The sequence below is a fragment of the Priestia sp. YIM B13490 genome (assembly GCF_042787735.1).
GTDB classification, from domain to species: domain Bacteria; phylum Bacillota; class Bacilli; order Bacillales; family Bacillaceae_H; genus Priestia; species Priestia megaterium.
In genome coordinates this window covers 169,164-182,217 of record NZ_JBHZOT010000002.1, presented here as the reverse complement: position 1 = coordinate 182,217, position 13,054 = coordinate 169,164, and the positions used below count along the sequence as shown (strand labels likewise).

The window sequence follows — 13,054 nt, the reverse complement described above, 5'->3', positions numbered from 1 at the left end:
TTAAGCTTAAATAAGAGACGTATTTTTGAGGGGGAATTGAGATGACGCAACGCTGGAAAGAAATCGATACATACGTTAAAGAGTGGCTAAAAGAAGCTGGACAAAAAATTCAACAGTCGTTTAGTAAAGAACTTCTCATTCAAACGAAATCGAATCCAAATGATTTAGTAACAAATATGGATAAAGAAATCGAACAGTTTTTTATCTCAAAAATCAATGAAACCTTTCCGGAACATCATATTCTCGGAGAAGAAGGATATGGAGAAGAGCTTGAATCAGAAGAAGGAACGATTTGGATTATCGATCCAATCGACGGGACGATGAACTTTGTTCATCAGCAGCGGAATTTTGCTATTTCTATCGGTATATTTGAAAATGGTGTAGGACAAGCAGGTTATATTTATGATGTTATTCATAATGAGCTGTATCATGCTTTAAAAGGACAGGGCGCGTTTATGAATGACATCCAATTGCCGAAACTTGAACCTGTACCAGTTGAACAAGCTATTATTAGCCTAAATGCAACATGGGTAACTGAGAACCGCCGTATTGATCCTTCCGTATTAAGTCCGCTTGTGCGTAAAGTAAGAGGGACCCGTTCATATGGATCCGCAGCTATTGAGCTTGCTTACGTAGCGGCTGGACGCTTGGATGGATACATTACTCTACGTTTGGCTCCATGGGACTTTGCTGCCGGTAAAGTATTGATTGAAGAAGTTGGAGGAGTTATGACGGATTTAGAAGGAAAGCCGTTAGAAATTCTTGAAAAAAGCAGTGTATTTGTAAGCAAACCAACATTACATGACGAAATCTTTCGTACGTACCTTGAAGGAAAGTGGAATAAATAAAATAGAAGTGAAGACTTACGTGTAGTCAAAGAATTTTGTGATGAAAAAACGTCATGAACCATTTTGATGTTGCAAATGGCCATGACGCTTTCAATCATCGCAAAAAAATTACAGCTGCCCTTTTTCTCGCATTTTTTTCTTAGTCGTAAAGCCAAGGCCCATTACAACAATTAAAGCTGCGATAGCTAAAATGACCCCGAGAGCGCTTCCTTCTCCGATAAATATGCCGATTGACATAATTGCCGCAGTTGCGATAAATGCATATAAAACAAATACCCACTTAATGTTTCTCATGTTGATTCCTCCCATTTATAACGGATATTTATAGTGTACAACAAAATCATTCTGCAATTCTAGAGTTAGTGTGATATAATAGCTTAGTTATTACAAGCATAGGAGTGAAATGCGTGAACATTCGTAAAGATTTACGTAATATTGCCATTATTGCCCATGTAGACCATGGGAAAACAACGTTAGTAGATAAATTATTACATCAGTCCGGAACATTCCGTACTAATGAGCATGTTGAAGAACGTGCGATGGATTCAAATGACCTTGAGCGTGAGCGTGGAATTACAATTTTAGCGAAAAACACAGCTATTAATTATAAAGATACGCGTATCAACATTATGGATACGCCGGGACATGCTGACTTCGGTGGAGAAGTTGAGCGTATTATGAAAATGGTAGACGGTGTTCTACTTGTAGTAGACGCATATGAAGGATGTATGCCTCAAACTCGCTTTGTATTGAAAAAAGCATTAGAGCAAAACTTAACGCCGATTGTTGTTGTTAACAAAATTGACCGTGACTTTGCTCGTCCAACTGAAGTAGTGGATGAAGTAATTGACTTATTTATTGAACTAGGTGCAAGCGAGGAACAAATTGAGTTCCCTGTTGTTTATGCTTCAGCAATCAACGGAACGGCTAGCACGAATCCTGAAAAGCAAGATGAGAACATGTCATCTCTATTTGACTCAATCATCGAGCACATTCCAGCACCGGTAGACAACAGCGACGAACCACTTCAATTCCAAGTGGCAATGCTTGACTACAATGACTATCTTGGTCGTATCGGTGTAGGTCGCGTATTCCGCGGAACAATGAAAGTAGGCCAGCAAGTTGCATTAATGAAGCTTGACGGTACGGTAAAACAATTCCGTGTAACAAAATTATTCGGTTTCCTAGGCTTAAAGCGTGTTGAAATCGAAGAAGCAAAAGCAGGAGACCTGATCGCTGTATCAGGAATGGAAGACATCAACGTAGGTGAAACCGTATGTCCGTTTGACCACCAAGATGCACTGCCAATTTTACGTATTGATGAACCTACTTTACAAATGACGTTCTTAGTAAACAATTCACCGTTTGCTGGTCGTGAAGGTAAATTTGTTACATCTCGTAAAATTGAAGAGCGCTTAATGTCTGAACTTGAGACGGATGTAAGTTTACGCGTGGAAAATACTGATTCACCGGATGTATGGGTTGTTTCAGGACGTGGAGAACTTCATTTATCTATTTTAATTGAAAATATGCGTCGTGAAGGATATGAGATTCAGGTATCAAAACCTGAAGTAATCGTTCGTGAAATTGATGGCGTTCGCTGTGAGCCAGTTGAACGTGTGCAAATCGACGTACCTGAAGAACATACGGGTTCTATTATGGAATCAATGGGTGCTCGTAAAGGTGAAATGGTTGATATGATTAACAACGGCAGCGGTCAAGTTCGTCTGATCTTTATGGTTCCTGCACGTGGTTTAATCGGTTATACAACTGAGTTCTTATCGTTAACTCGTGGATTCGGTATCATTAACCATTCATTTGATAGCTACCAACCAATGCAGCAAGGTCAAGTTGGAGGTCGCCGTCAAGGTGTGCTTGTTTCTATGGAAAGCGGTAAATCATCTACTTATGGAATCCAAGGCGTAGAAGACCGCGGTACAATTTTCGTTGAGCCAGGTACAGAAGTATACGAAGGTATGATCGTAGGAGAACACACTCGTGAAAATGATATCGTTGTTAACATCTGTAAAATGAAGCAAATGACGAATATGCGTTCTGCGAATAAAGATCAAACAACAGGTATGAAAAAACCTCGTATTATGTCTCTAGAGCAATCACTTGAATATTTAAACGAAGATGAATATTGTGAAATCACACCAGAATCTATTCGTCTACGTAAAAAAGTTCTTGATAAAAATGAACGTGAAAAAGCAGCGAAAAAGAAAAAATACGCTGACACGAAATAATAAAAAAAGTAAGTCGTTAGCTCTATCTGCTAGCGGCTTGTTTTTTATCTATTATATCAGAATTTTCTATTTTTTGAAAGCGTTTTATAAAAGAGGGATTTGGAAAGGAAAAAGGTGGCTTATATCGAATAATGTAAAGTAAGGAATAGGGGGAAGAAATATGGATGTAAAAGAACACCTTTCATTTTTTGCAGCTCTGTATCAAGTAGATGAACATGCAAAAATAGGAATGTGGCTGTTATACTTTACCATTTTAGGGCTATCTGTTCTCGTGTACAAACTCGGGTTTGCAAAGAAGCTACCGCTTTTAAAATCTATGGTTATTTATCTATTTTTAGCTTTTGGATGTACGATCTTAACGTTTTTAGGCATTTTTTTACCTGTAGCTGAAGGGCTTGTGGTTGCAGCGCTTGTATTAATTATTTATAAAATACGGCTGTATCAGGCTAAGAAGCAAAACTCCACGTTGGGTTCATAAAAGACTACATGAAAAGACGCTTGTAGCTACAAGCGTCTTTTTAGTATGATATAGCCGAAGACAAGAGCGGCTGCGAAAATTAAATGGCCAGCTGTCCAATAAAAAATCGCTACTGCATCATCCACCGCAGGCGTAGGCTTGAGCGCAAGCAGCGTCAATGGAAAATACAAAGAAATGGTTGGAAGTGTTAATAAAAAGGAACACAATACGATTTTTCGAATAGACATATTATTTAATTTACCTACTATGTAAACAAAAACGATCCCAATTGCAGCGGCAATGAATAAATGAAAAACAAACTCTACCCATTCAGGCCATTGAATAGGGCCAATGATAGGAATAAAATCAACATTTAATAAAAGGGTATAAACTTGTTTGCCGGTTAGCCATTCTAGCCATTTTAAACATAACCCAAGGATAATCCCGCTTAACATGCCAATACTTATTCCTAATCGGAGCACCTTACCAATCCTCCTCTGTCTTTTTCGACTCATATAGTTTAAAGTTTCCAGTAGCTATGCGTTCTTTTGTTCGTTTTTCAATCCGTTCAGAACATTCATTGCACATATATGTATGGATAGGACGGTTGCGCAGTCGTTTTGCCACGAGCGTTTCATCCTCAATTGTTTCAATTTTATCGCACATGACACATTGTACTCTCATTTCTATCACCTCAACTTCTCTATACATCATTCTAGCCGAAAATTCTTGTTTTATAAAGTTTTTTTGCGGTGCTATCTCTCAGTAGAAAAGGAACGATAGGAAAACATTCCTAAAGAAGCAGGTAATTTTGCTTGTTAGCTCGAAGATAGTAACTAGTAAGTACATAAACAGTAGGAGGGATGAAAATGGCCAACGAAGTCGAGACTCAACTAGTAGATGCATTATACGATGAGCTACAGACAGAGAGATTTGCAACCATTTCAACTATTGATTTTGAAACAAACGGTCCAAATGTTAGTGCCATTTCGTGGTTAGTAGCTCCGACTAAACAAAAAATTCGATTTGCCGTAGATGTCAAATCGAGGATTGTAGAAAACATTAAACATACGAATAAAGCAGTGGTAAATATTCTTGCTAATGAATCATGTTACTCAATTAGCGGAATAGCTGAGGTAGTGCAAGAAAAATTAGAAGGAGTAGCTTTAAAGCTGACGCTAATTGAACTAGATATTAATGAAGTAAGAGATGTCATGTTCTATGGTTCTAAGATTTCAGTAAACCCTTCATATGAAAAGACCTATGATCCAGTAGCAGCTGCTAAACTCGATAAGCAAGTAATTGAAGCGATAAAAAAAGCTTAGCAGCAGCCTGCCGCTAAGCGACTTTCTTATTCATTTTTTTGAAGGTGATTATTAGATTGTTTTTCCTGCTCATTCTTTAAATTTTGCTCTTGTTTATTATTTAATTTTTGATTGTTTGTATCTGTTGAGCTAGGATTTCGGCGAATTTCTTCTGCAAATTCGGGCATCACTCGGTTTACAATGGCTGCTAATTCATCTAAAAATCCTGTAACCGGCCGACCTTTGCGAATTTCATTTCCAATTTGTTTTAGCCGAGCGACCGTATCAGGATCTGCAATAACAACAGAATTAGCACCGTACGGATCAGCTTTCAGACCTTCGGCAACTGTATATTTGATTGAACTTACTTCTGAACGATCAATATCTTTGCCGACGTCAATGCCTACGATTGCATACTTACCGAGCACAATGGCAGTAGCATCATTTACATTCGGAACGCTTGAAGCCAGTTCAACTAAATGAGCTGATATTTCATTAGCAGTACGCTTGTGAGAGCGTTCAGGAGATGAATTTTTGACCTGTACAATTCGATCTGTTTTTTGCCCTTCTTCAACGTCTGCTTGGTTATTGTTGCAGCCGGTTAGTGTAATAAAACATAAGCTAATGGATAGAAAAAATTTGTTCATGTGGGAGACTCCTCCTTATGAATGACTCATTTTTTGTAGTAATTTGTATTTAGTTTCTAATAGTTCTTCTATCTTTATACACGTGTTCATATATTTAAAGAAAATGGTCCGTCCATTTAAGGTCACTTCACACATGTGCGTTACATAGTATATAAATGGATGGGTGCCTTGTTTCACTCCTTACAGGAAAAACAATCGGAGTAGGAGGCTGAATTATTGGGAAAAATTTATGTATTAGATACGAATGTTTTATTACAAGATCCGCATTCAATTTTTTCATTTGATGATAACGAAGTAGTGATTCCGGCCGTTGTGCTAGAAGAAGTTGATTCGAAAAAAAGAAATATGGATGAAGTCGGACGAAATGCAAGGCAGGTATCCAAACTCATTGATAACTTGAGACAACATGGAAAGTTATATGAGAAAATCCCTTTAGAAAATGGGGGCCATTTGCGAATTGAACTCAATCATCGCTCTTTTCAACAGCTTCAAGAAATCTTTGTGGAAAAAACAAATGATAATCGAATTTTAGCTGTTGCTAAAAATCTATCTCTTGAAGAGGAAACAAAAGAAGATGGACGTGAAGTGATACTAGTGAGTAAAGATGTGTTGGTACGTGTGAAGGCTGACGCAATCGGCTTAAGAGCAGAAGATTTTTTAAGTGATCGAGTAGTGGAATTCAATAGTATTTATACTGGCTTTTCGGAAGTCTATATTGCAAAAGAACTGCTGAGTCAATTTTACGAAAAAGGAGAGCTGCTAACGTCTCAAATTGCGAACCACTCCTTTTTTGCAAATCAATTCTTAGTGATGAAAGATGCATTTGGGGGATCCGGATCAGCCATCGGCATTGTCGATCAAACAACAACGAAAGTAAAAAAGCTTTTATTTGAATATGATCATATCTGGGGAATCAAACCTCGAAATGTTCAGCAAATTATGGCTTTAGAACTTCTTCTTAGAGACGACGTTCAACTGGTCACGTTAATTGGAAAGGCAGGTACGGGTAAAACGCTGCTTGCTTTAGCTTCAGGACTTATGCAGACGGAAGATCTAGGATGTTTTAAAAAGCTACTTGTAGCTCGTCCAATTGTTCCTTTAGGGAAAGATATTGGATTCTTGCCAGGAGAAAAGCAGGAGAAGCTTCGTCCATGGATGCAACCAATTTATGATAACCTAGAGTACTTATTCAACACTAAAAAACCTGGAGAACTGGATGCGATTCTAGCGGGGCTCAGTTCAATAGAAGTGGAAGCCTTGACGTATATAAGAGGCCGAAGCATTCCGGAGCAGTTCATTATTATTGATGAAGCGCAAAATTTAACGAAGCATGAAATTAAAACAATTTTAACAAGGGTAGGGGAAAAGAGTAAAATTGTCCTTATGGGAGATCCGGCTCAAATTGATCATCCTTATTTAGATGAGTATAACAACGGATTAACGTACGTAGTTGAAAAGTTTAAAGAGCAAAAAGTATCGGGCCACGTCCGGTTAATCAAAGGAGAGCGCTCCGGGCTAGCACAATTAGCAGCTGATATTCTTTAAAAGAAGCGGGGTTCCTTTTGGAACCCCGCTTCTTTTGTTATGTAACGATGATTTCTTCCACATATTTAATAGGGTTATTTCGGTTGGATCCGTCAGGTAAATAGACATAGATAGGCCCATCTTCTCTAAGAGGCTTTCCATCTTGGCTGAAACCAAAGATTAGTTTTTGTGCTTCTTCTAATGAAAAAGAAATCAGTGCGTCTTTTGTTTTAAATGAAACGTTGGTAGCTTCTTCAGTAGGTGAAGCGTTAGCTAGAAAAGGTGCAAATAAAATGCCGAATGTTCCATTTACTAGCTCCTGTTTTTTGAATTTCTTTTCGGTTTTTAAAGTAGGAGGAAAGACGGCTCCCTCTTGAATTTCACGGTCCCAATGCTTCGAAACAGCCTTTGTGTACGCTTCTGTTTCGTCTTTTTGCTCCGGTGGATGTTCAAAGAAAACCTCCATATCGAGCTTGCGGTCATCGAAAATCCACACGCTTGGGTCGAGTGTCAGCGTATATTTTACTTTTCCTTTTAACATAATAATTGAATTCATCATAAATGCCCCCTTGCTAAAAGTATAAGCGCTTTCTACTTATTTGTCACTTTGATGAAAAAATTTAGTTGAGAGTGATTCTCGTATGATATAATGTAAAGGTCAACGAAAGTGCGAAATTTCCTACATCTATGGTAACGGTTTTGAGAAAGTAACAGTATAAAAAAGACGGCCAGCCTCACGGACATGTTTATCCTTGCTTTTTTGGAGCATAGCCTTTAAAATTGAGAGATAGATTAGGTAATCGCTCGCGAACGGAGGGATTGAGTTTGACGCCTGAGACAATGATAGATCATCGTGAAAAAGCGTATGCGTTGTTAAAAGCTGATGCAGATAAGATTTTGCAATTAATTCAAGTTCAAATGGATAACTTAACAATGCCACAATGTCCTCTTTATGAAGAGGTTTTAGATACACAAATGTTTGGTTTATCAAGAGAAATTGATTTTGCAGTTCGTCTTGGTTTAATTGATGAACGTGTTGGAAAAACATTGCTAGACCGCCTCGAGCGTGAACTTTCTGCACTGCATGAAGCGTTTACAAAAAAATAAAAATCACGCGATCGAAACTCAAACTATATACAAACGTAGTTTGAGTTTTTTATTACAGGTGGTTGGAATTTCCTAATTTACTCAAATTTGTACATAAAAAATGAAACGAAACAGAAACACGTCATTTTTAAAGGAAGAGGGTTATGGTAAAAAAAATATTTAGGCATTTTGACTATTCAATTGTAATTCCAGTGCTGCTTCTTTGTGCGGTTGGACTAGTTATGGTTTACAGTTCAAGTATGATTGTAAGTATTACAAGATATCATACGTCAAGCGATTTCTTTTACAACAGACAAAAAATGTGGCTTGCTTTTACGCTTGTATTGTTCATTTTAACAATGCTAACACCTTACAAGCTGTATCCTAAAATACTGCCTTATGCGATTCTAGGCATTTTTGTACTGCTTTTGCTTGTGTTTGTAATGGGACATACGAGTAACAATGCGCAAAGTTGGCTGCAGCTTGGCGGGGCAAACATGCAGCCGGCTGAGTATGCCAAGCTCGTTGTCATTTTATACTTATCGTATGTTTTGTCTAAAAGGCAAGAGTATATTGACAACATCAAAAAAGCTTTTTTTGGACCTATGGGTCTTGTATTTCTAATATTAGGCTTTGTAGCTATTCAGCCTGACCTTGGAACGGGATCAATTATTTTTGCTATTGCTGTTACCATTATGCTATGTTCGGGAATCTCTAAAAAAACCTTTTTCCGCATGCTAGCACTAGGTATCATTTTGCTTACGGTAATTATTACGATTGGTTTTTTTACAGGTCAGTTTACTGCCAATCGAATTGGCCGTTTTACCGGTGCATCAGATCCGTTTACCAATGCTCAAGGAACCGGTTATCAGCTGGTTAATTCATATTTAGCAATAGGTACAGGAGGCTTAAAAGGCCTTGGTTTAGGAGAGAGTGTACAAAAGTATGGTTATCTTCCGGAGCCCCATACCGATTTCATTATGGCTATTATTGCAGAAGAATTAGGGTTCTTTGGAGTTATGCTCGTGCTGGGCCTTTTAGGCTTCTTAATTTTCAGGATTTTAATGCTGGCTAAAAAATCTCAGGATCCGTTTGCTAGCATGATTTGTATTGGAGTAGCCAGTATGATAGGTATTCAAACAGGCATTAACCTTGGAGGACTTACGGGACTCATTCCGATTACCGGCGTCACGCTTCCGTTTATCAGTTATGGAGGGTCTTCCCTGCTAACGCTGATGGTATCTATGGGAATTATTGTAAATATTTCTTTTTTCGTAAATTATCAAAATAAAAAACAGAAAAATACGGAAAGTATTGTGCTACATCCGAACAATACATCGACAACAAGCGATTGATTTTCGTAAAAAAATTGTGTAAAAAAAGCAAAAATTTATTGGAATTTTATCAGTTTCCATTGATTTTTGCTTTTCTTTTATCCAATTTTGCTATATATTGAAGTTTATACGAAATTGAGAGGAGATTAGCAACATGAGTTTTGTAACTAAAAAAATCAAAAAAGTATTAGTAGCAAACCGAGGAGAAATTGCGATTCGTGTATTTCGAGCATGTACTGAACTGAATATTCGGACTGTTGCAATTTATTCTAAGGAAGACGCAGGTTCTTATCACCGTTACAAAGCGGATGAAGCCTACTTAGTAGGAGCGGAGAAAAAACCGATTGATGCTTATTTAGATATAGAAGGCATCATCGACATTGCTAAGTCTCATGATGTAGATGCTATTCATCCTGGCTATGGTTTTTTGTCAGAAAATATCCAATTTGCGAAACGTTGCGAAGAAGAAGGCATTATTTTTATTGGTCCAAAATCCAAGCATCTTGATATGTTTGGGGATAAAGTAAAAGCACGTCATCAGGCTATTCAAGCAGATATTCCCGTTATTCCTGGTACGGATGGTCCTATTGATTCAATTGACGAAGCAAAAGAATTTGCTAATCAGCATGGATATCCTCTAATGATCAAAGCTGCTTTGGGCGGAGGCGGTCGAGGCATGCGTATCGTTCGCGATGCAGACAGCCTGAACGAATCTTATGATCGTGCTAAATCAGAAGCAAAAGCTGCTTTTGGTAATGATGAAGTGTATGTCGAGAAACTAGTTGAAAATCCAAAACATATTGAAGTGCAAATTTTAGGTGATGAACAAGGAAATGTTGTGCATCTTTATGAACGCGACTGCTCTGTGCAGCGTCGTCATCAAAAAGTAGTAGAAGTAGCACCAAGTGTTTCTATAGATGAAGACTTACGTCTCCGCATTTGTGAAGCAGCTGTGCAGCTGATGGAAAAAGTGCAGTACATAAATGCTGGTACAGTAGAATTTTTAGTATCAGGAAACGATTTTTATTTTATTGAAGTAAATCCACGTGTTCAAGTAGAGCACACAATTACTGAAATGATTACAGGTATTGATATCGTTCAATCGCAAATTTTAATTGCAGACGGCTACGCGCTTCACAGCAAGGAAGTATCCATTCCTGTACAAGATCAAATTCACGTACATGGATATGCGATTCAATCTCGTGTAACGACAGAAGATCCGTTAAACAATTTTATGCCGGATACGGGTAAGATTATGGCTTATCGTTCTGGTGGCGGTTTTGGCGTACGTTTAGATACAGGAAACAGTTTCCAAGGTGCTGTAATTACGCCTTATTATGATTCACTGTTAGTAAAAGTAACAACATGGGCATTAACATTCGATCAAGCCGCATCAAAAATGGTACGGAACTTAAAAGAATTTCGTATTCGTGGAATTAAAACCAATATTCCGTTCCTTGAAAATGTAGTGAAGCATGATAAGTTCTTAACAGGTGCTTATGATACATCATTTATTGATACAACGCCTGAACTTTTTGTTTTCCCGAAGCGAAAAGACCGCGGAACTAAAATGCTTACATACATTGGGAATGTTACGGTAAACGGATTCCCAGGTGTATCGGAAAAGAAAAAGCCAATCTTTACAAAACCGCGCGTTCCTAGTGTGGATATAAGCAAACCAATTCAAAACGGAACAAAGCAGATTTTAGATGAAAAAGGCGCTGAAGGGCTAGTAAATTGGGTGAAAGAACGCAAGGAAGTGCTATTAACGGATACAACCTTCCGTGATGGCCATCAGTCTCTTTTAGCAACGCGTATTCGTACAAACGACTTAAAACAAGTAGCTAACCCAACTGCACGCTTGCTTCCAGATTTATTTTCTATGGAAATGTGGGGGGGAGCAACGTTTGATGTCGCTTATCGATTCTTAAAAGAAGATCCGTGGGATCGCTTGCTTACTTTACGTCAACAAGCGCCAAACGTTCTTTTCCAAATGCTTCTTCGCGCGTCAAATGCGGTTGGATATAAAAACTATCCTGATAATGTAATTAAAGAATTTGTTGAAAAATCAGCTTATGCAGGTATTGATGTTTTCCGTATCTTTGACAGCTTAAACTGGGTGCAAGGAATGACTCTTGCAATTGACTCCGTTCGTCAAACAGGAAAGATTGCAGAAGCAGCAATGTGTTATACAGGTGATATTTTAGATCCGACGCGCCGTAAGTATGATTTGGATTACTACAAGAACTTAGCAAAAGAGCTTGAGCAGTCTGGAGCACATATCCTGGGCATTAAAGATATGGCGGGTCTTTTAAAACCACAGGCAGCTTATGATTTAGTATCGGCTCTAAAAGAAACGGTTGATATTCCAATCCACCTTCATACGCATGATACAAGCGGAAACGGTGTATACACGTATGCAAAAGCAATTGAAGCAGGTGTAGACATTGTAGACGTAGCCGTAAGCTCAATGGCAGGCTTAACGTCTCAGCCAAGTGCTAACTCTCTTTATTACGCATTAGAAGGTGCGGATCGCAGACCAAATCTAGATATTAAAAATCTAGAAGAGCTTTCTTACTATTGGGAAGACGTGCGAAAATATTACCAAGACTTCGAAAGCGGCATGAACGCTCCTCATACAGAAGTATATGTGCATGAAATGCCAGGCGGTCAATATAGCAACTTACAGCAACAAGCAAAAGCAGTTGGTTTAGGAAACCGCTGGGATGAAGTAAAAGATATGTATTCACGCGTGAATTTGTTATTTGGTGATATTGTAAAAGTTACGCCATCATCAAAAGTAGTTGGAGATATGGCATTGTTTATGGTTCAAAACAACTTGACAGAAGAAACGCTGTTTGAGCGCGGTGAAACGCTTGACTTCCCGGATTCAGTTATTGAATTGTTTGAAGGGTATTTAGGACAGCCTCACGGGGGATTCCCTAAAGAGCTTCAGCGCATCATTCTAAAAGGCAGAAAACCTATTACAGTTCGTCCTGGAGAACTGTTAGAAGATGTGGACTTTGATGCAGTGAAAGAAAAGCTGTTTAAAGACTTAAATCGTCAAGTAACGAGTTTTGATGCCATTGCTTATGCGCTGTATCCAAAAGTATTTATGGATTATCACAAAGCAGTCGAACAATACGGGGACATTTCTGTTCTTGATACCCCGACTTTCCTATACGGCATGCGTTTAGGAGAAGAGGTTGAAATTGAGATTGAAAAAGGAAAAACCTTAATTGTTCGCCTTGTATCCATTGGAGAACCGCAGGCAGACGGTACGCGAGCAGTATACTTTGAATTGAACGGTCAGCCTCGTGAAGTCGTGATTAAAGACGAAAGTGTTAAAACAACCGTTACGGCAAAACAAAAAGCCGATCAAGCAAATCCGGCCCACATCGGCGCTTCAATGCCTGGAACCGTTATTCGAGTAGTAGTAGAAAAAGGCGATAAAGTCTCAAAAGGTGATCACTTAATGATCACAGAAGCAATGAAAATGGAAACAACCGTGCAAGCACCATTTGACGGCGTGATTAAACAAGTACACGTGTCGAGTGGAGATGGCATTCAGCCGGGAGATTTATTAATTGAATTAGAAAGCTGATCAA

Annotated in this window: 13 protein-coding genes; 8 read left to right on the top strand and 5 right to left on the bottom strand. The window is 38.5% G+C overall.

The window, feature by feature from the left end; all coding sequences use genetic code 11:
• The first annotated feature begins 41 nt into the window (after positions 1-41).
• Entirely contained in the window at positions 42-848 is an 807-nt protein-coding gene (locus tag ACFX4R_RS06365; protein WP_016763440.1) for an inositol monophosphatase family protein, read from the top strand.
• A 108-nt stretch (positions 849-956) separates the two neighbouring features.
• Here ACFX4R_RS06365 and ACFX4R_RS06360 read toward each other — a convergent pair whose 3' ends face one another.
• Positions 957-1,142, bottom strand: coding sequence for a YlaF family protein (locus tag ACFX4R_RS06360; RefSeq protein ID WP_016763441.1), 186 nt, complete (start codon positions 1,140-1,142; stop codon positions 957-959).
• Positions 1,143-1,255: 113 nt separating this feature from the next.
• Between ACFX4R_RS06360 and typA the strand changes: the two genes are divergently transcribed.
• Both typA and ACFX4R_RS06350 read left to right on the top strand, forming a co-directional pair.
• Positions 1,256-3,094, top strand: coding sequence for a translational GTPase TypA (typA, locus tag ACFX4R_RS06355; protein ID WP_028407947.1), 1,839 nt, complete (start codon positions 1,256-1,258; stop codon positions 3,092-3,094).
• Positions 3,095-3,254: 160 nt separating this feature from the next.
• Positions 3,255-3,572, top strand: coding sequence for a YlaH-like family protein (locus tag ACFX4R_RS06350; RefSeq protein ID WP_043979535.1), 318 nt, complete (start codon positions 3,255-3,257; stop codon positions 3,570-3,572).
• A 26-nt stretch (positions 3,573-3,598) separates the two neighbouring features.
• Here the strand turns inward: ACFX4R_RS06350 and ACFX4R_RS06345 are convergent, their stop codons facing one another.
• A complete protein-coding gene (locus ACFX4R_RS06345) occupies positions 3,599-4,033 on the bottom strand; it encodes a hypothetical protein (RefSeq protein WP_165575391.1) in 435 nt (144 codons plus the stop codon).
• Position 4,034: 1 nt separating this feature from the next.
• On the bottom strand, positions 4,035-4,235 hold the full coding sequence (locus ACFX4R_RS06340; RefSeq protein WP_013056069.1) for a YlaI family protein: 201 nt from the start codon (positions 4,233-4,235) through the stop codon (positions 4,035-4,037).
• A gap of 185 nt (positions 4,236-4,420) precedes the next feature.
• Between ACFX4R_RS06340 and ACFX4R_RS06335 the strand changes: the two genes are divergently transcribed.
• Entirely contained in the window at positions 4,421-4,876 is a 456-nt protein-coding gene (locus tag ACFX4R_RS06335; protein WP_013082304.1) for a pyridoxamine 5'-phosphate oxidase family protein, read from the top strand.
• A 26-nt stretch (positions 4,877-4,902) separates the two neighbouring features.
• Here the strand turns inward: ACFX4R_RS06335 and ACFX4R_RS06330 are convergent, their stop codons facing one another.
• Positions 4,903-5,502 carry a YhcN/YlaJ family sporulation lipoprotein gene (locus tag ACFX4R_RS06330; RefSeq protein WP_013056071.1) on the bottom strand — a complete coding sequence of 200 codons (600 nt, stop codon included), beginning with the start codon at positions 5,500-5,502 and terminating at the stop codon, positions 4,903-4,905.
• A 216-nt stretch (positions 5,503-5,718) separates the two neighbouring features.
• On the opposite strand from ACFX4R_RS06330, the gene ACFX4R_RS06325 reads away from it, so the two are divergent.
• The gene (locus ACFX4R_RS06325) at positions 5,719-7,047 is read left to right on the top strand and encodes a PhoH family protein (protein ID WP_013056072.1); all 1,329 of its coding nucleotides are present in this window, start codon (positions 5,719-5,721) and stop codon (positions 7,045-7,047) included.
• Between the two features lie 37 nt (positions 7,048-7,084).
• Here ACFX4R_RS06325 and ACFX4R_RS06320 read toward each other — a convergent pair whose 3' ends face one another.
• Entirely contained in the window at positions 7,085-7,585 is a 501-nt protein-coding gene (locus ACFX4R_RS06320) for a hypothetical protein (protein WP_013082306.1), read from the bottom strand.
• Positions 7,586-7,866: 281 nt separating this feature from the next.
• On the opposite strand from ACFX4R_RS06320, the gene ACFX4R_RS06315 reads away from it, so the two are divergent.
• The 3 genes from ACFX4R_RS06315 (at position 7,867) to pyc (ending at position 13,050) form a co-directional block, all read left to right on the top strand.
• A complete protein-coding gene (locus tag ACFX4R_RS06315) occupies positions 7,867-8,133 on the top strand; it encodes an Fpa/YlaN family protein (protein ID WP_370506486.1) in 267 nt (88 codons plus the stop codon).
• 143 nt (positions 8,134-8,276) lie between these two features.
• A complete protein-coding gene (locus ACFX4R_RS06310) occupies positions 8,277-9,467 on the top strand; it encodes an FtsW/RodA/SpoVE family cell cycle protein (protein ID WP_162213860.1) in 1,191 nt (396 codons plus the stop codon).
• Positions 9,468-9,600: 133 nt separating this feature from the next.
• On the top strand, positions 9,601-13,050 hold the full coding sequence (gene pyc / locus ACFX4R_RS06305) for a pyruvate carboxylase (protein WP_377569151.1): 3,450 nt from the start codon (positions 9,601-9,603) through the stop codon (positions 13,048-13,050).
• Positions 13,051-13,054: the final 4 nt, after the last annotated feature.

Excerpts from the sequence above, each read along its gene's own strand:
- pyc (WP_377569151.1), top strand. The coding sequence starts at position 9,601 with ATGAGTTTTGTAACTAAAAAAATCAAAAAAGTATTAGTAGCAAACCGA.
- ACFX4R_RS06310 (WP_162213860.1), top strand. The coding sequence starts at position 8,277 with ATGGTAAAAAAAATATTTAGGCATTTTGACTATTCAATTGTAATTCCA.
- ACFX4R_RS06365 (WP_016763440.1), top strand. The coding sequence starts at position 42 with ATGACGCAACGCTGGAAAGAAATCGATACATACGTTAAAGAGTGGCTA.
- ACFX4R_RS06320 (WP_013082306.1), bottom strand. The coding sequence starts at position 7,585 with ATGATGAATTCAATTATTATGTTAAAAGGAAAAGTAAAATATACGCTG.
- ACFX4R_RS06340 (WP_013056069.1), bottom strand. The coding sequence starts at position 4,235 with ATGAGAGTACAATGTGTCATGTGCGATAAAATTGAAACAATTGAGGAT.
- ACFX4R_RS06350 (WP_043979535.1), top strand. The coding sequence starts at position 3,255 with ATGGATGTAAAAGAACACCTTTCATTTTTTGCAGCTCTGTATCAAGTA.
- ACFX4R_RS06330 (WP_013056071.1), bottom strand. The coding sequence starts at position 5,502 with ATGAACAAATTTTTTCTATCCATTAGCTTATGTTTTATTACACTAACC.
- ACFX4R_RS06335 (WP_013082304.1), top strand. The coding sequence starts at position 4,421 with ATGGCCAACGAAGTCGAGACTCAACTAGTAGATGCATTATACGATGAG.
- ACFX4R_RS06315 (WP_370506486.1), top strand. The coding sequence starts at position 7,867 with ATGATAGATCATCGTGAAAAAGCGTATGCGTTGTTAAAAGCTGATGCA.
- ACFX4R_RS06360 (WP_016763441.1), bottom strand. The coding sequence starts at position 1,142 with ATGAGAAACATTAAGTGGGTATTTGTTTTATATGCATTTATCGCAACT.